A 24,872-nucleotide genomic window follows, 5' to 3' on the forward strand; every position below is an offset into this window, starting at 1 on the left:
ATCCTCCCTTTCACATATCAAACTATCAAATTCGGAAAAAATAGTCCCCCTTCTCGAAAATTTCGCCCCTCAAACGTTACATAATTTTCGGGATATTCACACTATACTAAATTACTATTTCTGGAACTAGCACTAAAAGTCGTAGTCAAATTGGGCTAAAAACGGGGGGGACAGGGGGACGGTTCTCGTGTTCACCTAGTTTTTCCCAGTAAGGAACAGACCACAGGGCACGTTATTTGCGTCAGTTCTCGCATTTTTGCGTCTACAATGGGATATTTGCTTCTAATTTCATGAATTTGCGTCTACATGCCAATATTTGCTTCTAATTCTATGGATTTGCATCTACATGCCGATATTTGCTTCTAATTCTATGGATTTGCTTCTACATCCCAATATTTGCTTCTAATTCTATGGATTTGCGTCTTCATGCCATTATTTGCTTCTAATTCTATGGATTTGCTTCTACATGCCATTATTTGCTTCTATCCCCAAATTTTTGCTTCGCTGACCGCAGATTTGTTTTGTTTTGATATATTGGCGTTACTTCACCCTATAAACCTTACATTTCTTTTTTAACACAAAAGATGCCAGTCGCCTCACGAATTGCATTCGTTCGGTGACTGGCTAGAGAAACAAGGGGACGGTTCTTGTGTCCTCCTAGTATTTTCCAAGTAACCATTGGAGAGGTTCACCTGTCCCCTTAAACCTATGTTTTGTCACATTTTGCATTTTTTTGTATGAAATTAGCGAACGGTTTACATTGATGGTTCTGAAAATTAAAAATAAACTAAATAAGACTATAAATATAATACAAAAGGAGGAGGACTTTAGATGTCTTTTTTTAAGAAGAAAAAACTAAGTATTTTGTTTTTACTAGTTTTATTGTTTCAAGCAGTCGTTGCTCCGATGTCATTCGCTGCAGAAGCTACTGCGGACAAGCCATCTCTAGTAGCGCTTGGTGATTCAATCACCTTTGGATGGAATCTTTATGAGGGGGAAAATCCGGATATATCCAAACCATCCATACATGCATTTCCAAATTATATAGGAGATGGTGGTTTTGATGTCACAAACTTGAGTTTTCCTGGTTGGACCTCTGGGGACTTATTAACCAAAATAACAAGCGATCCAATGTACTTACCTGCAATCGCTCAAGCTGATGTAATTACGCTAAATATCGGAAACAATGATTTACTTCAAGCTGCTGAAATAAATAAACTCATTTCAGAAGGTCAAGCATTAACGCCAGAAAAAATTGAAGAAATCACAATTAAGATCAAGCTTGCATCTGGGCAATTGGCCGCAAATCTCACTCAAATTATGGGCGCCATTCGACAGGTCAATCAATCAGCACCTATTATCTTCTATAATATTTATAACCCATTTGGTGCCCACCTCGACCCAATTGTGCCTAATCTACATATGATGGGCGAGCAAATTATTACGGGTGTTAATAAAAATGTTATCGAACCAATTGCTGCAAAAGTACCCGGAACGATTTTGGTAGATGCATACTCTGCTTATAATGGAAAACAAGCTACATACATTAGACCATTTCCAGATGTTCATCCTACTGTAGAAGGTCAAAAGGTATTAGCATCCTTAGCGGATCAAGCATTACTATCTTTGCTTCCTCCGGAACTAGAGATCTTACTCACTCCTTCAACAACTGAATCATCCGAAGGACCTGTAACAATTAACATTGCTACAAACCACGATGAAATTTTAGAACTGAAATGGCTTCCTGGCAAATTAGCAGTAGAAGACTTTGAAACGGAAGGTAACATAATTCCTTTAGACAATCCTGCGTTTGATGTAACAGAAAATGGATTTTACACGGTTTACATTTTAAGTGGAACTGGTGAGAAAAAGGTTGTATCAATCGAAATCACAAGTATTGTTCCAAAGGTAGTGCAACCAACTGAGGAACCGCCTGTGGAACAGCCTCCTGTTGAGGAACCACCAGCAACAGAAGACCCGAAAGAAGGGCCTAAAGAAGAACAAAAAGAAGAACCCAAAAAAGAGGAACCTGTTAAGAATGAGCAAAAGGTAACTCCCGAAAAGAAAGAAATAAAATCAGGACCAAAGCTTCCTAACACTGCAAGTCCAATCTATAACTTGCTCGCTCTAGGAATCTCAGCTCTACTAATCGGCTCAGTAGTATTATTTATGTACATGAGAAGAAATAGAACCGTATAAAATACTAGGGGAAACACAGGGGGAAACACGGGGACGGTTCTTGTGTTTCCCTATTATTTTCCAGCAAGAAACTCGCCGTTTTCTTTTGTGAGACAAAAAACGCCAGTCACCTCACGAATTACATTCGATCGGTGACTGGCTTGTGAGTTGCTTTAGTCAGTCGTTTCAATCCACCAACCCGCTATATTAATTCCTTCATAATGAACTTCTTCCCCGCTCCCGTCTTCGTAAGAAAAATAGCCGGTCGCAAAGATGAAGTAATGATTCGTATAAGCAAGCGTGATTGGCACAATTTCGGATTTTGTAACCAAGTTTTCATTTTTATCAATATAAGTTGACACTTTCACACAATCAAACCCGCTAGGGCAATAGAGTTGGTTCTTTTCACTTACCCAATTCTGAAATGAATCGGGATGGGTTGGAACTCGGATTCCACAAAACAGGAAGGTCGCAATGACAAAGCCACCCACCCAGATTTTCACCCTGTTCTTTTTTTCAGCCAAGAATAGAAGTAAAAGATTAACCGTATAGAAAATGAGCCACAGAAATAAACCTTCTTTGAAAAAAATCCATCCGAATGAGAAAACCATGAGACTAAACGCCATGATGTCCGGAAAATACTTGAATGCGGATGGATCTACCTCTTCTTCGTTTTCTTCCTTTTCTTTTCTTAGAAAGGCCCAAATTGCTGAAACGGATACTGCAAGAATGAAAAAGATGATTTTCATAGTGCACCTCAACGGTTAGATTGGTAGCTCATTTATTTGCTTGATTACGATATTAGTAGAAACCATTTAGAATATTATATATCAGGAAATTGGGAATTAACATAAAATCTTCCTATATTTAACACGTATTGGTGGGTGGAGAGGAATAAGAACAAGAGGGCGGTTCCCTCCACAATCGACACAAAAAAAGCAGCAAGAAAATTGTCGCTCGAGTTACGACGCATTCCCCAAAGGGACACCTCAACTCCTCTGCATGGCGCTTGCCTTTTTCTTGATTTGGAAATAATTAGGCGAACACAAGAACCGTCCCTTTGTTTCCTCAGTTATTGAAAATACATTCGAAAACCAATGACAATTAATAGTACAGACAACATTTGCATAATCACTCGACTTGGGATTTTTTGTGATAATCGCACTCCCAATTGAGATCCAACAACAATCCCAAGACCGCCGTATAAAACATACGACCAATCAACATTGCCATTGATAATCTGCAAAATCACACCCACTGATGTATATAAGCATAATGAAAAAATCGATGTTGCCGTTGCATTATGTGTAGACATTCGAAATATGTAAATTAAAATAGGTACAAGCAGCCATCCTCCGCCGATGCCAAGATAGCTTGAAAAAATCCCCATTATTAAACCAAGAGGCAGAAGATACTTCGCCAAAAGTCTGGACTTTGGTTCATACGCCAAAGGTTTACTATGTTCGGAGTGATTTTGTTCTGTTGTGGCCGCTACCTGATTTGAGACATTTTTAGAATCTTGTAAACCAGATTTTTTCTCTACCCGCGTATTTTTTACAATTAAAAACACACCTAGTATAACTAACAAACTAGCAAATAAGATATAGAAAGAACTAGAGGCGTACATTTGCAATAGCCAAACCCCGATAAATGAACCCGGAAAGGCCCCAATACTTAATAGAATTCCAGTACGGTAATCGATTCGTTTTTGTTTTGAATATCCTACTACCCCTGATAAGGAGTTCATTAAAACAATAACAAGCCCTGTTCCCGCCGCAATGGTGGGTTCAACATGAAATAGGAGCAGAAGTGCAGGTACAAATATGAATCCTCCCCCTGCTCCGACAATTGCCCCGTATCCGCCTGCAATGATGCCAATGATGATTAGTAATAGTCCAGTTATAATGACCATTCCTCCTATTTTATATGATAATATTAAGCTATCAAACATATAAAATGAAGTAAAATAGGAATTCATTATGCTCCATAACAAAACGTAATATACCATTTTAATAATCATGTCTTAATAGTTTTTATTTTTCATATAACAGAAGTATAGGGTTCAGAAATGGGAGGGCTTAGATTGAATATCGAAAACTTAAAATTATTTTGTCTTGTGATTGAAGAAGGCAGTCTAACGTATGCTGCCCGTAAAAGCTATATCTCCCAACCCGCAGCCACCAAAAAAATTGGACAATTGGAGGATGAATATGGCGCCTTACTTTTTGAGCGTGTAAGTGGGGGTTTGCATCCAACACATGCCGGTGAGGTACTATACCCTTTTGCAAAGGAAATTATCGAACATTACAAAAGGTCTGTTGACGCCATTCATGAAGTGACGGGACATGAGAATATTCTTATAAATGTTGGGGCAAGCCTCACAATCGGAGAGTATCTATTACCCCGGTTGCTTGGATATTTTAAAAAGGAATATCCGCAAATGACATTTAGCCTCGTTCTCGGAAACACCCCTACTATTTTGGCAAAGCTCGAATTAAACGAAATTGATATCGCTTTGGTGGAGGGTTTGTATGACAACGATCAATTCATTAAGGAAAAGTTCGCTGAGGATGAGCTTATTCTTGTCACATCAAATGAGCATCATTGGAAGAATCGAAAAAGCATTCAACTCGATGATTTAACGGAAGAAAAAATGATTTGGAGAGAACCAGAATCTGGCTCAAGGATAATGGTTGAGCGTTTCCTAGAGGAACACGGGGTGCTTTTTCAAATTGAAAGTGCAATGGAGATGGGAAGCATCCAATCTGTAAAAAGTGCCGTTGAAGCAGGCCTCGGGGTTAGTATCCTACCAAAACTAACCGTTCTAAAGGAACTCGAATACGGAACGTTATGCGAAATCCCAATTGAAGGGGTTAAACTATCCCGTGAACTATACATCGTACAAAAACCCCAACGCTTCAAAAAAATCGGGTTAACGTATTTTGCGGATTTTATCAGGGGTGCACTTTGGTGAACAGGGGGACGGTTCTCGCGTTCACCGGGAAACGAGGGGACGGTTCTCGCGTTCACCTAGTTTTTTCCAAATAGAAGGTCTGGGAACCAGGGGACGGATCCTGCGTTTCTCATGGATTTGCGTCTTCGTGTCGAGATTTGCGTCGGTTTCCGCGGATATGCGTTTTTCTTTACATATTTGCGTCACTTTCCAGTTATTTGCGTCGTTCCCCACATATTTGCGTCGCTTTCCTGATATTTGCGTCGTTCCTTACATATTTGCGTCACTTTCTGTTTATTTGCGTCGTTCCTCACATTTTTGCTTCATTTTCCACATATTTGCGTCGTTCTTCGCATATTTGCATTTCTTTCTAGATATTTGCGTCGTTCTACGCATATTTGCATCACTTCCCAAATATTTGCTTCGTTCCTCACATATTTGCGTCGCCCTGCGATAATCGCATCTTCGCACAACAAAAAAAGACACAGCAAGCAGTTCATACCTTAACTGTTTGTTGTGTCTTTCATTTTTATAGCTTAGAGACTATTCAGTTACGGAGTTGCGCTTTCTTTTTAACAGGATTGCACCAGTGCCTAAAAGGATTAATCCAACTAGTAAAATAGTAAAAACATTTGTTGCTGTTATTGGCAGTAGTTTGCCGGTTTCGTCGCTTTTGTCGCTAGGCTGCTTATCCCCTTTATTTTTGTTGTCGTTTTGACCATTTTGATTACCTGGTTGATTTTGACTGTTATCATTCTTATCTTTATCATCGGTGTCGCTACCCGGTGTGTTTCCATCGCCTGGGTCTTCTTCATTGTTATCTTCCCCTGGTTTTACAGGATCCTCATCACCGTCTTCGCCTGGGGTTTCTCCGTCGTGTCCTTCATCCGGGTTTTCACCATTGTCTTCATCCCCAGGCTTGGCGTCTGGATGATACATCGCATTGTCTTCAACAACCTTACCATCCGCAGCAACTTTTATATAGAAGGGTTCATCCGCAGAAAGGGCTTCTTTCGTGCTAAATGTGTGACTATAGTTTCCAGCTTCATCTGCTTGGATTTCATCAATAAACATCAGGTTTTCAGATATTTGTTCTTTACCTTTAAAAACGGTGATTGACACTGTTTTATTTTTAAGATTGTCTATTTTCCCACTGAGTGTAAAGGTTCCGTCGCCATTGTTGGTTGTGGCTGCCAGTGATGATAGTGGAAAAACGATACTTAGCATGACGATTGCCACAAATCCAAATATGATTTTTTTCATGTTTTACCTCCAAATTCGTTTGTAAAACGACCAGTGGCGGTCATGGATGACCCCACTGGATAAGCTTCTTTCATCGGGTTTTGGACAAGGGACCTATCCCCATGTCCCACAATCCTTTTTCCCCACCAGAGTGGGTCAAGCGACCTGTCCCTAGCGTAATTCTGGGCGTTTGGTTTGTTCGTTCCATGTCCAGATGTTTTCGAAGTCCCAGCTAAGTTGTTCGGTGTATAGGCCTTGGCTATCTATTACGTCTAGGGTGATTCCTTGACCTTTTTCGTTTGTTGTTGATTCGGTTGTGACAGCTTCCTTTGTGACTGTCATACCTGCATTTGCAAGGTTATTCACGAGAATGGCCGTTTCTCCGCTTAATACTTTTCCTACCACACGGTTTGCACTTGATGATGCTGTTACGGATTCATTTAGCGCAATCGTGTTGCGGATGATTGTGTCTTGGTACGCATACCCTGAGATCCCACCAGCATTGCTTTTCGCTGCTGATACAGCTCCCGCTGCAAATGAATTTTCAGTGATACTGCCCGTGTTTGTAATTCCAATAAGTCCACCGGCTTGACTTCCTTTTGAATGGACATTCGCTGTTGAGTAGCTATTTCGAACGATTCCATTCGAATATCCTACAAGTCCTCCCGTCGTTTGCGTACCGCTAACCTGTCCAGTTGAATAACTATTTTCAACTGTCCCATTATTCGTATTGACCAAAATACCTGTTTGAGGCATTCCTGGAGTTCCGACTACATTTGCATTCACCATGCCAAGATTCTTGATTGTTCCGGCATTTAGATCAAAAAGGGCACCCGTTGTTGATGTGAAATTCGAAATGATTTTTCCATTTCCATCAAACACACCTGTGAACACATCCGAGAGAATACTTACCTTTTTTCCTGCTAAGTCCAGGTCTGCTTGTAAAATATAGCTTCCACTTGGGAATTGATTGACTGCCTGTAAATCATCCGCTGAATCGATGATATAAAAACCATTTCCGTCTTTTTCAAGTGCAGGTGCTGTCGCGCCGCCAGAAGCTTCCGTGTTTTCTTTGTTTGAAACTAGCACCGGGCGCTTCGCTTTGGCATCCCATGCCCAAACGTTTGTAAAATCCCAACCAATAGCCTCAAAGCTTGCTACCGTTTGTAGTTCAGCAATGGCCTTACCAAGACCTTTTTCATTGTCAGCACCTTCAGTTGTAACGCCTTCTTTACTTACAATCATGCTGTTGCTTGCAAGATTATCTACTAGGGTTGCAGTTTGCCCCGCTCCTACACGACCAACAATTCGGTTTGCCGCGCTTGTTGTTAGCACTGCTTGATTCAATGCCACATTTCCACGAATTTCAGTCGTCACATAGCCATACCCGCTCAAGCCACCGGCATTGCTTTCACCAGCATGTACAGTACCGCTCGCATAGCTATTAGTTGTTTTACTTCCTTTATTCGTAATTCCTACTAGTCCACCCGCTTGTTTTGATGTTGCCAGAACATCCGCAGTCGAATAGCTGTTGCGGACCTCGCCATGGGAATGCCCAACCAGTCCGCCGACCGTACTTGTCCCTGTCATACTTCCTGTCGAATAGGAACTCTCCACTACACCACGATTTGTATTCACAAGAATTCCGACATTGCTGTTTGCAGTTGTCACATTTGCATCAACCATAGCCACATTTTGAATCGTTCCAGTATTCTCACCGAACAATCCACCAGTAGCAGATTGATAGTGGGAAATTGATTTGCCATTTCCGTCAAATGTACCCGCAAAGGTCGGAATGCTTACATTCGCACCTGAAAAATCAAGATTAGCTGTTAATCTATATTGTTCATTTGGATATTTATTGATTTCTTTTACATCATCGACTTTCTTGATCATGTAAAATCCGTCTGCATCCTTACTAAGGTTTGGAGCATCGACTGGTTCGGTTGGTTCATCAGGATGACTAGCAGCAAAGATCCTCAACTCTGGTCGATTCGCTTTTGTATCCCACACCCAGTTATTCTCAAAATTCCAGCCGAGTTCTTTTTCAAATGTTTCTTGGGTTTGCAGTTCAGCTGCTGTCTTACCAAGACCTTTTTCATTATTTGCATCCTCCGCTGTTGTCCATTCCTTCGAAACAACCATATCGGCATTGGCAATGTTATGAGTCAATGTTGCCGTATCACCAGCTAATACTCGACCGACAATTCGATTCGCTGCTGTTACCGTTGTAACGGATGGATTAAGTGCAGCATTGTATTGAATGACTGTCGTTGTATAGCCATAGCCACTGAATCCACCGGCATTGCTTATGACGGAATTGACTGTTCCGCTTGCGAAGCTATATTCAGTTGTACTGCCGCGTCCTGTAATTCCAACAAGACCACCTGATTGCTTCTCTTTTGCCGTTACATCAGCTGTGGAATAGCTGTTGCGGATTTCGCCGTATGAATATCCAACTAATCCACCGACCGTGCTTTTACCAGTGATTTTCCCAGTAGAAAATGAGTTTTCTACCTTCCCGTTGTTTGTGTTGACAAGGATTCCAACATTATTGTTAGTAGAATCCACATTCGCATCGACCATTCCGATGTTTTGAATCGTTCCGTTGTTTACTTCAATCAAAGCACCTGTATTGGATTGATAGTTTACTAGACGCTTCCCATTTCCATCTAAGACACCATGAAAATTAAGAATCGTAATCGGTTCCTTAGCCGTCGTCAAATCAAGGTCAGCCATAAGAATGTATTGTTCTCTTGGATAAGCATTGATTTCTGCTAGGTCCTCGATTTTTTCAATTTGATAAAATCCATTTGCATTCTTTTCTAGAGCTGGCGCATCTGGTTCTTCCTCTTCCACGATGTCACTATGAACACGTAATACAGGCTTTTTATTCTTAGCATCCCAAATCCAAGTTGTTTCGAAATCCCAGCCTAGTAGCTGACTATAAGTGTTCTTGTCTTGAACTTCCAATCTCGGAAGTCCCGCACCTTTTTCAGTGATAGGGGAATCTTCCGTAATTCTCTCCACATCCACAACCATCTCAGCAAATGCATAGTTGTTGAGTAGAGTAGCTTTATTTCCAGCAAGTACACGCCCGACTACTCGGTTCGCACTTGATGGTGTTGTCACCGATTGATTTAGTGCAATTACGTTTTGGACAACTGTATCGTTATAGCCATAACCCGTGATTCCACCTGCATTGCTCTTTAAGGCTTGCACTTTACCAGTCGCATAGACATTTTCAGTCAAGCTTCCGGAGTTTGTAATCCCAACAACTCCACCCGCCTGGCTTACTTCGGCCGTTACATCGGCATTGGAATAGCTGTTACGAACAACCCCATTTGAGTATCCAACAAGTCCACCAACTGTGTTCTTACCCGTCACTTTCCCTGTTGAATAACTGTTTTCAACCGTTCCATTGTTCACATTGACCAACAGACCTGTTTGCGGTGCACCTGCTTCGCCTGTTACATCAGCATCGATCATCGCCACATTTTTAATGGTTCCGCCATTCAGATGGAACAGCGCACCTGTTGCTGATTTGAAGCCAATGATTTTCTTCCCGTTTCCGTCGAACGTTCCCATGAACGGAATATCAACAGATAAGGTTTCGAATGTTTTTCCAGTAAGATCGATATCATTTTGTAAAATGAAGTTCGCATTCGGAAATTTACTTACCTGTTTTAAATCTTCAGCCGTTTCAATTTTGTAAAATCCATTTTCGTTCTTTTCAAGGGTTGGCTTGCTTCCGCCTTCTGGATCAATTTTTTCTTGATTTGTCTGTAAAACTGGTCGTTCGGCAGACTCATCCCACGTCCAGACATTTGTAAAATCCCAACCTAATTCTTCAAAAGCTGCTTGCTTTTTCAATTGTTCAGGACTCACACCAAGACCTTTTTCATTGTCAGGTGCTTCAGCCGTGACTGCTTCCTTACTTACCATCATTTTGTTAGAAGCAATATTGTTTTCTAAGGTTGCTTTTTCGCCACTTAACACTCGTCCTACAATACGGCTTGCACTGCTTGTTGTGATGACAGATGTATTCATCGCGGCACTGTTTTGGATGATCGTGTTTTCGTAACCATAGCCACTGATCCCACCCGCATTACTGCTTCCAGCTGTAACAGAACCAGTTGCATAGACGTTTTCAGTTAGACTGCCACGGTTCGTAATTCCGACTAAGCCACCCGCTTGTTTCGCATTTGCCTTAACAGTGGCAGTGGAATAACTGTTTCGGATTACTCCGTTTGAGTATCCAACAAGTCCACCGACATTAGATAGACCTGTAATTGATCCAGTTGTGTAGGAATTTTCAATGGTACCATTGTTTAAATCAACTAGAATTCCCGCATCATTTGTACCCGAATTGATATCTGCATTGAGTACGGCGAGATTTTTTATCGTACCTCCATTAACGCTAAATAAGCCCGCGCCACTAGGAGATGCCATTTTCACTCCTGTGATGGTATGACCTTTCCCATCAAAAACACCTGTAAATGGTGTTCCATCTGAGCCGATTGCCGTTAACACATCATTTTTCCCAACAATATCCGCAGTTAGTTCATAATGCTTGTCCGGATAATAGTGAATTTTTTCAAAATCAGAAATGCTATCAAGCTTATATGGATTTTCCGCAGTTCCTTCGCCATCCATAGCCTCACGCACAACAGTTGATGGCAACAATGGATTCTGATTCGCAAGATTATCCCAGATGAAAAGCTTAATTGTATTTTGGTCATCAAAGGTTAATGATTCCTCAAAATGAATGACCTGCTCACGGCCAAGACCTTCTAATGCTACTTCTTTGATTTGAGCATCGATAAGCTTTGTTCCAGTTGCATCATATTTTGCGCCAATCATTGTGATTTTTTCAGTAGTACCTGGATAGTTTAAAAGACCAACACCCTTAAATAAACCGTCTTCTACTTCAAGACTTGTAAGCTTCATATGATTTTCAGGCTGAGTTAATTCAAAAGTGTCGATCACTGTTCCTTCATCATTGTAAACCGTGAATGTAAGTGACTCATCATTTGCCTCTAACACAGCACCTGTTTGACGGTTCTCATCATAAACAATATGATCCCAGTCAAATGCTTGGTTATCATAAAATTTAGGTCCTGATGATCCCATCGTGATAAAAGTCGTACCATACTTCATTGCCTCTTCACTTTGATTTACCTCATCATTATGAATCGTTGTTCGTTTGTACACATGGTCATGTCCACCGATATGAAGATTCACGCCAAGCTGCTGAACCACTTTCGCCATTTGTGCTCTTTGTGTATTCATTCCAGGGTCATCACTGTGTGAGCCGCCATAATACGGAAAATGCTCCATGACAATTTTCCACTTTTTATCAGTCGCACGCATATCTTTTTCCAGCCATTTAAGCTGGGCTTGGGTAAAGTCCATTGAATTCAATACTGCAATATGAACATCCCCGTAGTCGAAGGAATAATTTCCTTCCGAATACGTGCCTTCCCCATTTTCAGGAAGGTTAAAGAAATTTCGATATCTTCTTGCATCCTCATCCTGGACATACTCATGGTTTCCAATCATATTGGCAGATAGAAGATTTAGATCTTTATAGATCGAATCAAACACGTCTGTCCACATATACGTAAAACCAGTTTTATCAACCAGGTCACCAACTTGAATCATTAACTTCCCGTTGTTGTTTTTTTGCTTTAACACATCAAGCATATCGGTGAATAAAGTAAAGCTATCCTTGTTTCGATCTGGAACTTGAAGGTCACCCATCATGTAAATCGTTGTATCCTCTGATTCGGGTGCTGTTTCAAATGAATACGTCTTGCTCCATGGTCCTTCAGCTGTTAGACCATAACGATAGTCGTACTCTGTTCCTTTTTTCAGATTAGCAAGATCTGCTTCATGTGCAGCATGGATGCGGTATGTACCTTGTGCAATACTATCCCCATATGCTGATTCAAAATAAGAAACCTTTGTGTCTTGAACCGTCCCCTTGTTCCAGCCAGCATCCTTTGTTTTGTATTGAATGTAGGCTTGATCGAGAACTTTATCTGTTACAAGGGTAATCCCGACTTCTTCCTCAGTTGCCCCAACATTAACGATTGGTATAAATTCATTTAAAATCTTTTCACCGTCAAGCTTGCTGTCGTCTACTAAAATACGAATCAACTCAGCTCTAGTATTCCCTTTTGAATCAGTCGAATAATAGCGGACAAAGTACTCTCCATACTCTTCAATCTTAAATTGATTATCGACAATCTCGACAAGTCCTCTTTGGTTGAAGGCTTCGATTTTTAAGGTTGGTGCAATTCCACTATCATCCGTTGTGGAAGCATCTGGAACGGTCACCTTGTCACCAAGTTTTACTTTTTCAGGAAGCTCTCCATTCACCGTAATTTCTGGAGCATGGTCTGTCCCTTTTGTTTCTGAGCCAACCCAGATTGGTGCAGAAATGACTTCTTGTCCATCAGCTTGAACGACTTTCAAGAAGTAGTACTCCCCATCTGCTGCTGGAATCACTTCATTCTGTTCAAACGTTGTACTGTTAATGTTCTTGTACTCTTTTACAATTTCACCTTTGTTTGTATAAAGGGTTACGTTATCAATGTTATCTCCTGCATCTGGATCCTCTAGTTTAAAATGGATGTTTAATTCTTTTGTATCACTAGGAAGAATCGACCCAAGCATTTGCCCATTAGCTGAGTATGCAAGGATAAAATTTTCATCAAAGCTCGCATATGTACGGCGGTTTGCCATCGCATCGTGTACGGATTCTCTAGTTAGCTCATTCGTCCAAAGGCCCGTATGTGCAGGATTTCCTGAAGCCCAGTTTGTCTGGTGATCATCCCCGCTATAAGTCGGTGATAGATGCCAGCCCTTGTCCAATGCTTTTACAAAATCGTTAAAATAACTAGACACTTTGTATTCGAACAACGATACATTGTCATCGACGTCTTTGTTAAAATGGCGAAATTCGTTAAAATCCCCCCATCCACTTTTGCTTGGGTGGTTTAATTGGGCAATCGCCGTTGGGTCGTTGGCAATTCGTCCATAAAATGTTGGAAGATCGTATTTCAAATCTCCAATACCAAATTGACCCGTTGCGCCAACTCCATAGGTACGCGGAAACCACTCCGCATTGTAAATGTTCACATGGCCACTCATGTCATACCATGTTAGCTCCACACCCGGAATCGTTGCGAACGTTTTTTTATTAAAACGGTCGTGTTCATCCTTCACAAATTTATACTCCTCTGAATACGAGTCGCGATAATCTTCTAGATAGTCATTACCCGAAGAAATATCAAATGTTACCTCATGCTCCGCGGTTCCAAAAAAGTCAAGATTGGTCTGCGCTTGAACATGCTTGAACGCATCCTCCGGTAAAAGCTTTCCGTCACTGATTGAGGTATGCGAATGAAACTCTCCTCGATATAGCTTCATCCCCAAATACTCGGGTCTTTCCTTCTCCCTCTGTTCCTGTTCATCTGATTCAGCTGCCAAAGCCCGAACCGGCACAAACTGGACAAGGAACGTGAACACAATTGCTAGAATCATAGCCTGCTGCCAAATCACTCTCATTTTCCTACTCATTGTAAGCTCCTTTCGAATTTTGTCGCATTCTCCTACATGTTAATATCGAAATATGGATACCTGATGAATGCTAGATTAAGAGTTTGTATGAAGTATTAATTTTTGGTAAATTTCGTGAATGAGGGGGAAACGGGGGGACGGTTCTCGCGTTTCCCTAGTTTTTTCCAAATTCAAGGTCTGAGAACCAGTGGTCGGGGTTTGCGGTTCTTATGGATTTGCGTCTTCGCGTTGAGAATTACGTTATTTTTCACGGATTTGCGTCACTTTCCTGATATTTGCGTCGTTCTTCACATATTTGCATCACTTTCCCGATATTTGCATCGTTCCTCACATTTTTGCTTCATTTTCCACATATTTGCGTCGTTCTTCGCATATTTGCATCTCTTTCTAGATATTTGCGTCGTTCTCCGCATATTTGCATCACTTCCCAAATATTTGCGTCGTTCTTCACGTTTTTGCGTCACTTTCCTGATATTTGCGTCGTTCTTCGCATATTTGCATCAATGGGACTAGATGGCTGTTCCTTTTGCGCAATAAAATATGATAGTATTTATTTGAACAAAATATCACAAAAAGCGAGTTGATCCCTGTTGACAATTGATTTTTTTCATATAGATTATTCCTTTTCGTTCGATGAAGATTTGAATATGATGGGTGGGTACGCCAAAATTACAGCGTTTATAGATGATGATTTAGATGAGGAAATCGAAATTGGACATCTTTCGTTCAATTTTTATAATACTTATGCAATGGACGATGACCAAGAACTGCTTTTTAGTGCGGATGAGATTTCTGGCGATGAGGAATACATGATTTCTGCATTTATCGAAAGTGATTTTATTGGTGGAAAAGTTATAACACTGGACCAAATCACTATCTTCGAGCAATATGATCAAGCCGGATTAGAGGAGCAAATTCTAGAAAAGTTTATCGACTTCTGCAACTATATGAATTTTGATTACATATTAGTGATTGCCGCTAATCCAAGAAAAGATGAGGATAATGAAGTGATTGAATTTCCACTGTTAAAGCAGTACCAAGAACTTGGATTTACAAAACTTGGCGGATTCGAAAATCGTGCTCCTGTGATGATCAAGGTTTTAGATGAGGATGAGATGTTTTATTAAGAATAGAAAAATTTTCTTGTGAATAATGCGACTGTAACAGACCATTTTCAGAGACCCGAAACCCTTCCAATCAAACGTTTGTTTGAAATTCAGAATTCACGTCTACACTTAAATCAACCGCCATACAAACGTTTGTTTGAATTTAGATTTTATGATTGGTACAGAGTCTTCTAAAAATATATTTTAATATTTTAAAATAATAAATTTCATCATTTGATTATATAGTTCAGATATTGTGGGTCGCTAGAGCAGGGAAGCAGGTCCCCCACCCAGTGTGAGTCACCTAACCTGCCCATTGGACCCCATTTTGTTCACGACATTCACTCCGCCTGATGCTGAAACGACACTTCCTGTAATAAAATCCGAGTTTTCTTCACAGAGAAAAGCTATGATTCTGGCAATATCTTCGCCTGTGCCGGGGCGGCCGATTGGGGTATCTGGGTCCTTTCGTGTGCGGGCTGTGGTGATGGTGGCTTCTTTCATATCACCATTGATGTCCCCAGGGCACACCATGTTTGCGGTAATTCCGTGTTCGGCCTCCTCAAGGGCAATGGATTTGGTGAGTGAGACTAGCCCCACTTTGGCCGCACTAAAGGCAGCTCTGTACATCCAGCCAGGTGCGCTCTCCGCATCCTGAAAACCATAGGTGATAATCCTGCCGAATTTTTGCCTCCGCATGACAGGTATAGTCAGTTTTAAAAAATGAAACACCGAACTGAGGTTACCGTTAATCATCTCATTCCACTCATGATCCTCGTAATCTACTAGCTTTTTCCGTTCAAAAATATAAGGACCGGCGTTATTAATAAGATAGTCAATTCGACCAAAGCGATCCATCGCCTGGTTGAAAACCGTTGATATATCCTCTTTTTTCGTGATGTCACCTTGAACGAATTGAACCCATTCCAAATAAGGCTTCCATTCTGTTTTCAGCTCTTCAACTCGGGCCTCATCGCTCCGATAATTCACCGTCACAGAGCAGCCCATTTTTAAAAATTCCTCGGTTACCTTTCTACCCAAACCCTTCGTTCCAGCTGTAATAACTGCATGTCGCACCTCTTTCACCTGCCTTTCAGTTTGGGGGAAACGCGGGGACGGTTCCTTTGTTTCCCTTATCGATTTAAAAGAGTTAAGAATTCGAGACGTGTGTCTGCGCGTTGCTCGAATATGCCTCGTACGGCTGTGGTTGTGGTTTCGGAGTTTGTCTTTTTAATTCCGCGCCCGCACATACACATATGTTTCGCCTCGATGACGACCATGATGCCTTGCGGTGCAAGGATTTCTTCGACGGCGTTTGCGATTTGGTTTGTCAGCGTTTCTTGGACCTGGAACCGTTTCGCATAGCCCTCTACCATTCTTCCAATCTTTGAAAGTCCCGTTACCTTTTTGTCGGGGATATAGCCGACATGGGCGACACCAAAGAAAGGTGCGAAATGATGTTCACACATCGAGTGGAACTCGATATTTTTTACCAGCACGAGCTCACGATGTTCGACATCGAACACCTTTTTCAAATGGTCCTTTGGATCTTCTCGGTAGCCTTCGGTGTATTCAAGGAATGCTTTGACGACGCGCTGTGGGGTTTCGATGAGCCCATCGCGATTCGGGTCATCCCCGCAAAGTTCGATCAGATTTTTTATAGCGGCTATTGCGATATGAGCCTGTTTGATTTTTTCAGGGTTTCCTTCAAATATACGTGGGAATTTTTCAAGTATGTTTTTTTCCGCATCTAATAATGACATCATGTCAAACCCCTTTTTTTAAAATAAACTACTTAATTACTTCTTCTTTTGCGGGGGATTTCCTTCCTACGAAATGCCTATTTGCTCGGGCTGCGGGGGTTGATTGGAAATAGAGTAACTTTGGTTTTGGGTTTTTGAGTCTCGATTTGATTATTTGCGTTGTCTCGGTTCGGATTTGCATCGAAATTCACTTATTTGCGTCATCTCGCACAGATTTGCGTCATATTCCAATTATTTGCGTCGTCTCGCCCGGATTTGCATCTTATTTCAATTATTTGCATCTTCTCGCCCGGATTTGCATCGTCATTCAGTTATTTGCGTCGTCTCGCACAGATTTGCATCTTATTTCAATTATTTGCATCTTCTCGCCCGGATTTGCATCGTCATTCAGTTATTTGCGTCGTCTCGCACAGATTTGCATCTTATTTCAATTATTTGCATCTTCTCGCCCGGATTTGCATCGTCATTCAGTTATTTGCGTCGTCTCGCACAGATTTGCATCTTATTTCAATTATTTGCATCTTCTCGCCCGGATTTGCATCGTCATTCAGTTATTTGCGTCGTCTCGCCCGGATTTGCTTCGTATTCCAATTATTTGCGTCGTCTCGCCCGGATTTGCTTCGTCCCACACCTATTTGCTTCTAATTCTTCTTTTTTGCATCGTCACACAAGGATTTGCTTCTAATTCTTCTTTTTTGCATCATTAAGCACATTTATGCGTCACCACACCATTATTAGTGTCACCCCACAAATTTTACGCCTACTCGCCCATATTAAAAGGCCTTCAGATCTTTTCTGAAGGCCCTGACTATCTTATAAGCTTGTATTTTCGATGATCATGGCGATTCCTTGGCCGCCACCGATGCAGAGGCTGACCGCTGCGTATTTTTTATCGCGGCGTCTTAGTTCATACGCTGCTGACAATAGGATTCTCGCACCGCTCGCTCCGACTGGGTGGCCAAGTGCAACCGCTCCACCGTTGACATTCGTTTTCTCGCGGTCAAGTCCGAGTTCTTTTTCAACTGCAAGGTATTGCGCGGCGAATGCTTCGTTTACCTCCACTACGTCCATGTCGGCTAAGCTAAGTCCGGCTCGTTCGAGCGCCTTTTTAATCGCTGGCACAGGACCGATTCCCATGATCGTTGGGTCAACTCCCGCTACTCCCCACGATACTACCTTCGCAAGTGGCTTCAGTCCATTTTCACGGACGGCTTTTCCACCTGCAACAATGACTGAAGCTGCTCCGTCATTGATTCCGGATGCGTTTGCGGCCGTGACGGTTCCGTCAGCAATGAATGACGGACGCAATTTACTTATCGACTCCAAGTTCGCGTTCGGTTTGATATGCTCATCTTTTTCTACTAAAATACTACCTTTTCTCGTTTTCACCTCGACGGCGACGATCTCTTCCGCAAAGGTTCCATTTTCCGAAGCCCTAGCCGCCCTCTGGTTCGATTCAATTGCGAATTTGTCCTGATCCTCCCGTGTGATCGAATAGTTTTTTGCTAGTTTTTCAGCGGTCATACCCATCCCTTTTCCCGTATATTGGTCGGTAAGGGTTGTCAACAACATATCTTCAAATTGAAGATTGCCCATTTTTGAACCGCCAAATCGCTGGCTAAAATTCGCATATGGGGATTGGGACATGTTCTCGGTTCCACCGGCAAGCACCAGTTCCGCATCCCCTACTAAAATATGCTGAGCCGCGGAAACGACAGATTGCAGACCAGACCCGCATAAGCGGTTGACCATAAATGCAGGTACTTCCTGAGGAACGCCGCTATGTAGTGCGATATGTCGCGCCAGGTAGGACGCATTTTTTTCTGTATGAATGACGTTCCCATAAATAACGTGATCAATTTGAGCCGGGTCGACCTTGGAGCGCTTCATTGCTTCAACGGCGGTAGCGCGCCCTAACTCGGTTGCACCCGTTCCTGAAAACGATCCTCCAAAACTAGTAAATGCTGTACGAGCCCCATCGACAATAAAAATTGGTTCCATTGACAATACCTCCTTTTTTAACTAGTTTACCATGTTGGTCACGTTGTGTAATGAATATTCTGACTAATATATTAATGGAAAGAGGTGTACATTTCTGTACACCTAGATAGACTCATTCAGTTGTTTATGTTGAACTTGGCTGCGTATAGTGGCAAAAAACGAGGCTGATGGGGGTTTAAAGTATGTAGAACGTTTACATTTTTATTCGATCTATATGTATGGTCTTAGCTGCGTTTCAAACAAATAAGACCGGTGTGATTCGTAGTGTGTTTTTCTATCTTTAGAATACCTGTATGTACAGCAAAGTTCTGTTAATTTCGTCACACTTTTTCATTTTTTTACAATTTTTTTAAAGTTTTTTTTATTTATCGACAATCATACTTGAAGTTTCCCCATAGCAAACGTTACGTACGGACCCTCCAAGATCCCACGTACGTAAAGTTTACGCTTTGGACTGCCCTTCCCCTAACCGGTTAAATTTGTGTTACCGGCGGAATACAAAAGGAACGCGTTCTTTAAAAGGACCATTTGCGTGGAATTTGAGGAACTAGCAGAACAGTATAAACCATTAATTTTTCAGGTGATTAAAAGATTACGATTGTATGGAGACAGGGAAACATTTTACCAGATTGGCTTGATTGGACTGTGGGAGGCATCGAACCGATTTGATGCCGGGAAAGGAGTTGAGTTTTCAACATTTGCTTTTACAACGATTCGCGGAAAGCTTCTCGATCATTTAAAAAAGGAAGCTCGCTACCAGGACCACTGCCAACCCACGGGAGAGCAGGTTTTTATGAAGCTTGCGGATTGCTCCGATGATTTATCGGTTGATTTAATCGAGGAGTACGGGAAAAATTTGACGGAAAATCAGGTGAAGTGGGTTCAAGGACGAATTATTGAGGATAAAAGCTATAAGGAAATCGCGGGCGAGCATGGTGTTACCGTGGAATCGGTGAAGTCGTGGGGGCGACAAGCTGTTAAGAAATTGCGCCAAATTATTATAGTAGAAGGATAATTTTTTTCAACCAAACGTTTGTTTGAAATTTAGGGATTTGGAACCGTCTGCCTCAGGCTTTAAACAAGCGTTTGTTTGAGGCTTGGGTTCATTTTTCGAGGATAATGAATGATTAGGATTGCGGCAATGGGCAACAATGTATGGGGAGGTGATGACATGATTAAGAGGTTGCTACTTCTCGCAATCATTGTGGAGCTTGGTGTGTTTTGGTATGTGCATCAGGAAAAAGAGCCCGTCTCCGTTCAGGTGGTGAAATTGCCACAGCGCGAGCTCTTTTTGTACAAGAAAAAGGCCCCTGCTGATAAGCTAGAGCCTGCGGTTGAAACAGCGGCATCGACTGACCCTTTGACGGTCATAAAAGATAAATATAGGGTTGAATTTGAAGTTTTAGAAAAGGAAACAAAGAAGAAAGCAAAGGATCTGCTGGCACGGGCCAAGGCGGATTTTGTTGAGGAATCGGCCGATGGCATCGCCGCTTTGCAGGTCATGAGCACCTACTATAACGAGTTCAAGACGCTTGAAAAAGAAACCGACGAAGCCTTCGAGCAAATCTACTTGCAGCTTGAAACCGAACTAGAGGCAGGCGGCCATTCAAAGGAAGAAGCCGTTGTCTTCCGGGAACAGTACGAGGAAAAGAAGAAGAAAATGCTGAAAAAGGCGATGGATGTGCAGGGGAGTTATGAGTGAGGACGTGGAATTTAGTAGGATTGTGCGATATGGCCTGGGGATTGCGCTATAACACCGGAGAATTGCACTTTATGGCCAAGGAATTGCGCGATAGCATTTGGGATTGTGCGTTATGGCCTAGAGATTGCGCTATAACGCCGAAGAATTGTGCGTTATGGCCAAGGAATTGCGCGATAAGCCCATGGAATTGCGCGATAGCTCCGGGGAATTGCGCGATAAGCCCATGGAATTGCGCGATAGCTCCGGGGAATTGCGCGATAAGAATAGATAATTGCGCTTTACTCAAAAATCGTGGAAGTTGGTGACTAACCAGCTGTTAATTTCGTTCGGGAATGGGCTATAATAAAATAGATCAGGTGCGCGAACACCTGATCTACCCAATTACATGCCGCAAAGTGAGCGGCTAACCAATCTTTAAAGGATTACAAATTAAAGTAATCACCCCTATTGCCTTGGTTGGGCGGGGCGGTTACTTCTTTTGTTTGCAATCAAACCTTTGCCAAATGCAGATATTTCACTAGTTTTTCATCAAAATTGGCTTCGCAAAAGTTGAAATAAACGGTTATAATGCTTATAATAAAGATATAATAAAAAAGATCAGGTGCGGCTAACACCTGATCAATACAATTACACGCCGCAAAGTGAGCGGCTTGCCCATGAACTTAGTAGTGATACCAAAAAGAAGTAACTACCTGGATCCCGGACGAGGATAGGCGGTTACCTCTTTTTGTTTGCAACGACCAACATGACCACAATTGTTATGAGCCCTAGCAAACTAAATTAGATTGCAGTGCCACAGACATTGCCTCGTATGTCGTCATCTGACCACCTCCCTTCTTACAGGAAGTGGCTAACCGCCCACCCGCTTTATGTAACTGTACCCCTATTTTAACATTTCAGATAATAGATTACTAGTGAAACGGGAACATTTGTTCCTATTATTTTACACAAACTAGAACACTGGTTGTGGTAGAATATAGAAAAAACTAGTAAAGGAGCACTCCCCTATGAATTTTTTCGAAAAATTAATTTCGGATTATGATTATTCCTTAGATAAAAATGGTGTGAGTGGAGAGCGTTTGGCGTCTCGACTTGCGGCACTCTCAGAAATCGGGCTAACCACTGATAATGGCTCACACCGGATTGGATTTTCCCGCGAAGAAAAGGCCGCGAAGGATCTGGTGAAAAAGTGGATGGCGGAAGCTGGCCTCGTTGTGACGGAGGATGGTGCCGGTAATGTATTCGGTCGTCTAGATGGCAAAAATCAAACCCTACCCGCACTCTTATCCGGCTCACATGTTGATAGTGTGCCGAATGGCGGGCATTTTGACGGTCCGCTCGGTGTGCTCGCGGCACTTGAAGTTGCTGAGGCATGGAAACAAACTGGCTTTGTGCCGGAACGTCCATTTGAAGTCGTTATTTTTTCCGATGAAGAAGGCGCGCGCTTTAACGGTGGTTTCAGTGGAAGTTCATCGATGATTGGCGAGGCGACACGAGAAGAACTCCTGCCGAAAGTGGATATCCATGGCGACCCTTTTTCAAAGGTTTTAGAGGACATTGGGCTATCGGTTGACGAATTTTTCAATTCAAAAAGGGATCTCAGCAAGCTTGAGGCGTTTGTGGAAATACATATTGAGCAAGGAAAAAGATTGGAGCGTGCCGGGGTTCCAGTCGGAATTGTAACTGGAATTGCGGGACCTTGTTGGTTGAAAATGACGTTTTCGGGTCACGCTGGACATGCGGGCAACACGCCAATGGACGACCGTCGCGATGCACTTGTTGCAGCGAGCCAATTCATCTACGAGGTGCAGTCCCTTCCCGCCCAGGTAAGCTCATCTGCGGTCGCAACCGTTGGAAAGGTTGATGTCCTGCCAAACGGTATAAATGTAATCCCGGGCGAGGTCCGCCTCACAGTTGACATTCGTGATATTAAAAAAGAAACCCGTGATCAACTCGTCGATTTGGTAATTGAAAAAGCAAAGTCGGTTTCAGCTTCACATGGAACCGGGCTTCAATATGAAGAAACTTTACGAGAACCACCCGTTCCAATTAGCGAGGAAATGCAGCAAAAACTCGAAAAATCCGTCGTGGCACAAGGGATTGAACCCGCGTATTTGCCAAGCGGTGCTGGTCACGACTCAATGATAGTCGGTCATGTGTTGCCGGTAGCGATGATTTTCGTTCAAAGTAAGGATGGCATCAGCCATAACCCGGCCGAATGGTCCTCTTTAAGCGACTGCGTGCAATCTGTGCATGTGCTAAAGGACTTTGTGGAGAGGTATGACGGATAATACGGTTCGAAAAATGGCGTTCTCTCATGAGGGCGCCTTTTTTCGTATAGACATGTGGGTGTGGCCAAAGCAGAATTGCGTTTTAAATTTAGGATTTGCGTCAAATCTGGGATATTTGCGTCTTCACCACGTTATTTGCGTCGTTTCTGAGATATTTGCTTCGTTTACGAGATATTTGCTTCTTTTCCGAGATATTTGCTTCTTTTCACAGATATATGCGTCGTTTCCGAGATATTTGCTTCGTTTCACAGATATATGCGTCGTTTCCGAGATATTTGCTTCGTTTCACAGATATATGCGTCGTTTCCGAGATATTTGCTTCGTTTACCAGATATTTGCTTCGTTTCACCGGTATATGCGTCGTTTCCGAGATATTTGCGTCTTCACCACGATATTTGCGTCGTTTCCGAGATATTTGCTTCGTTTCACAGATATATGCGTCGTCTTCGGCATATTGTTTCATATCTGAGATATTTGCTTCGTTCCACCGATTTTTGCGTCTATTTTTCAGGATTTGCGTCTTTTACGGGATATTTGTGTCTACTCACAGGTTTTTGCGTCCTCCACCAAGTTTTGCGTTACTCACAGTTTTTTTGAGTCTACTCCAAAGTTTTTGCGTCTCCCACCAGTTTTTTCCGTCTACCCCACATAGGATTCAACACAATGGATAATATTAATCCTAACTATGGATTTGAGGGGGTCACTATGCTGCTGGAGCATTTCATTTTAATCGCGATGTGGCTGTTTGGATTTGCGGGCTTATTTCTTTTCATCCCCCGCAAAAATCGCCGAGAGGGAATATTGGCACTATTAATGTTTCAATCCATTATCTGGCTTTGTGATATGCCCACTTTTAAATATGAGTTATTAAGTGCTCCTGTCCGGGTATTTCCAAAAACGACAGATCTCACAGTTACCATCAATTATATTTTTTATCCGACACTATTTGCCATCTATTATGTCCATCAGCGAAAAAATGGCAACACATGGTTTATGTGGACAACCTTTACCGCATGGGTCCTGGTCATCACTTTGTTCGATATTCTTATTGAAAGATACACGGAACTATTAACTTACGGAAGAATGACATGGTATTGGATGCTGCTATACATCGCATTTCTTTTTTTCGTGAGCCATGCCTTTTGTAATTGGTTTTATCATCACCAATCCATGACTCAGCCAGCGGTGGATGACCAATGAGATTAGAATGGTGGATTTTGATATTGGTTTATATTGTAGCCACAGGAATTCTTTTCTTCATCCCCAAAAATAAAGTTCACCTGGCCGTAGTTGCCTTTTTATTCAAACAGTTTATTACCTTTCTTATCGGTTTGGCGGTCGTTGAGTGGGGTTTGCTTGAATACCCGATCCGATTATTTGCATCCATCAATCGGGCGAGTTTCACATTTGAATATTATGCCTTTCCGGTTTTATGCGCCTTGTTTAATGTACGGTATCCCACTAATCGGAGTACCTTTATTAAATTTACGTATTATGCAACTTATTGTTCAGTGATAACTTTATTTGAACACTACCTCGAAAAATACACCGAGCTCATTACGTACATACATTGGGACTGGTATATTACCTGGATTACGTTATTTATATCTTTTTATCTGTCACGATTATTTTGTAGATGGTTTTTCAAAAATGAGAAATCGTAAACGGGGACGAGGAGCTCCCCCTTTTTCCAACTCCCACCATTTACAAATTCCGCATCACGTCATATAATACCAACATACCATTTGAATATCGGCATTCACTCATATAATCACGGGGATATGGCCCGTAAGTTTCTACCAGCGCACCGCAAATGTGCTGACTATGAGTGAGCAATGGGAATGCATTTATGCTTATTCCACTTTCCTTCGTTTAAAGCCTGAAGGTCATTGACTCACTCGTAATGAGGAGTGCAATGATGTTCAGGCTTTTTCATTTTTAAGGATGTTCAAAAAGTCCGGTGAAAATGACACATCGAATTTCTTCGTTGGCTTGCTTTTCCGCTCCTCACGTATTAATAGCATACGTTCCGGTGCTCAAAGCTTCGCT

General features: G+C 42.0%; 15 protein-coding genes and 1 riboswitch. Of the genes, 8 read left to right on the plus strand and 7 right to left on the minus strand.

What is annotated here, in order from left to right; all coding sequences use genetic code 11:
- Positions 1–831 precede the first annotated feature (831 nt).
- Complete coding sequence (locus LKW28_RS04110; protein ID WP_229139082.1) at positions 832–2,199, plus strand: SGNH/GDSL hydrolase family protein; 1,368 nt, start codon at positions 832–834, stop codon at positions 2,197–2,199.
- Between the two features lie 152 nt (positions 2,200–2,351).
- Here LKW28_RS04110 and LKW28_RS04115 read toward each other — a convergent pair whose 3' ends face one another.
- Positions 2,352–2,927: a hypothetical protein gene (locus LKW28_RS04115; RefSeq protein ID WP_229139083.1), complete on the minus strand. Its 576-nt coding sequence runs from the start codon at positions 2,925–2,927 to the stop codon at positions 2,352–2,354.
- Positions 2,928–3,250: 323 nt separating this feature from the next.
- Complete coding sequence (locus LKW28_RS04120) at positions 3,251–4,090, minus strand: sulfite exporter TauE/SafE family protein (RefSeq protein ID WP_229139084.1); 840 nt, start codon at positions 4,088–4,090, stop codon at positions 3,251–3,253.
- A 171-nt stretch (positions 4,091–4,261) separates the two neighbouring features.
- On the opposite strand from LKW28_RS04120, the gene LKW28_RS04125 reads away from it, so the two are divergent.
- Positions 4,262–5,152: a LysR family transcriptional regulator gene (locus LKW28_RS04125; protein WP_229139085.1), complete on the plus strand. Its 891-nt coding sequence runs from the start codon at positions 4,262–4,264 to the stop codon at positions 5,150–5,152.
- A gap of 522 nt (positions 5,153–5,674) precedes the next feature.
- Here LKW28_RS04125 and LKW28_RS04130 read toward each other — a convergent pair.
- Together LKW28_RS04130 and LKW28_RS04135 are read right to left on the minus strand one after the other, a co-directional pair.
- The gene (locus tag LKW28_RS04130; RefSeq protein WP_229139086.1) at positions 5,675–6,394 is read right to left on the minus strand and encodes an LPXTG cell wall anchor domain-containing protein; all 720 of its coding nucleotides are present in this window, start codon (positions 6,392–6,394) and stop codon (positions 5,675–5,677) included.
- Between the two features lie 150 nt (positions 6,395–6,544).
- Positions 6,545–13,960 carry a GLUG motif-containing protein gene (locus LKW28_RS04135; RefSeq protein WP_229139087.1) on the minus strand — a complete coding sequence of 2,472 codons (7,416 nt, stop codon included), beginning with the start codon at positions 13,958–13,960 and terminating at the stop codon, positions 6,545–6,547.
- A 590-nt stretch (positions 13,961–14,550) separates the two neighbouring features.
- Here LKW28_RS04135 and LKW28_RS04140 point away from each other — a divergent pair.
- Positions 14,551–15,087, plus strand: coding sequence for a hypothetical protein (locus LKW28_RS04140; RefSeq protein ID WP_229139088.1), 537 nt, complete (start codon positions 14,551–14,553; stop codon positions 15,085–15,087).
- A gap of 279 nt (positions 15,088–15,366) precedes the next feature.
- Here the strand turns inward: LKW28_RS04140 and LKW28_RS04145 are convergent, their stop codons facing one another.
- The 3 genes from LKW28_RS04145 to LKW28_RS04155 form a co-directional block, all read right to left on the minus strand.
- Positions 15,367–16,143, minus strand: a complete 777-nt coding sequence (locus LKW28_RS04145; protein ID WP_229139089.1) for an SDR family oxidoreductase — start codon at positions 16,141–16,143, stop codon at positions 15,367–15,369.
- A gap of 56 nt (positions 16,144–16,199) precedes the next feature.
- Positions 16,200–16,829: a GTP cyclohydrolase I FolE gene (gene folE / locus LKW28_RS04150; RefSeq protein ID WP_229139090.1), complete on the minus strand. Its 630-nt coding sequence runs from the start codon at positions 16,827–16,829 to the stop codon at positions 16,200–16,202.
- A gap of 813 nt (positions 16,830–17,642) precedes the next feature.
- Entirely contained in the window at positions 17,643–18,830 is a 1,188-nt protein-coding gene (locus tag LKW28_RS04155) for an acetyl-CoA C-acetyltransferase (RefSeq protein ID WP_229139091.1), read from the minus strand.
- 532 nt (positions 18,831–19,362) lie between these two features.
- Between LKW28_RS04155 and LKW28_RS04160 the strand changes: the two genes are divergently transcribed.
- The 5 genes from LKW28_RS04160 (at position 19,363) to LKW28_RS23105 (ending at position 24,487) form a co-directional block, all read left to right on the plus strand.
- Complete coding sequence (locus LKW28_RS04160; protein ID WP_229139092.1) at positions 19,363–19,845, plus strand: sigma-70 family RNA polymerase sigma factor; 483 nt, start codon at positions 19,363–19,365, stop codon at positions 19,843–19,845.
- Positions 19,846–20,001: 156 nt separating this feature from the next.
- Positions 20,002–20,532 (plus strand): hypothetical protein, encoded by a 531-nt coding sequence (locus LKW28_RS04165; RefSeq protein WP_229139093.1) that lies wholly within the window; start codon positions 20,002–20,004, stop codon positions 20,530–20,532.
- A gap of 1,007 nt (positions 20,533–21,539) precedes the next feature.
- Positions 21,540–22,823, plus strand: a complete 1,284-nt coding sequence (locus LKW28_RS04170) for a M20 family metallo-hydrolase (protein WP_229139094.1) — start codon at positions 21,540–21,542, stop codon at positions 22,821–22,823.
- A 663-nt stretch (positions 22,824–23,486) separates the two neighbouring features.
- Positions 23,487–24,023 (plus strand): CBO0543 family protein, encoded by a 537-nt coding sequence (locus tag LKW28_RS04175; protein ID WP_229139095.1) that lies wholly within the window; start codon positions 23,487–23,489, stop codon positions 24,021–24,023.
- A complete protein-coding gene (locus LKW28_RS23105) occupies positions 24,020–24,487 on the plus strand; it encodes a CBO0543 family protein (protein WP_324255005.1) in 468 nt (155 codons plus the stop codon). Before LKW28_RS04175 ends, LKW28_RS23105 begins: the two co-directional genes overlap by 4 nt.
- A 79-nt stretch (positions 24,488–24,566) precedes the next feature.
- Positions 24,567–24,668, plus strand: a riboswitch (purine riboswitch).
- Positions 24,669–24,872 lie beyond the last annotated feature (204 nt).

Source organism: Bacillus sp. REN16 (assembly GCF_020731355.1).
Lineage (GTDB): Bacteria > Bacillota > Bacilli > Bacillales > Bacillaceae_L > Ferdinandcohnia.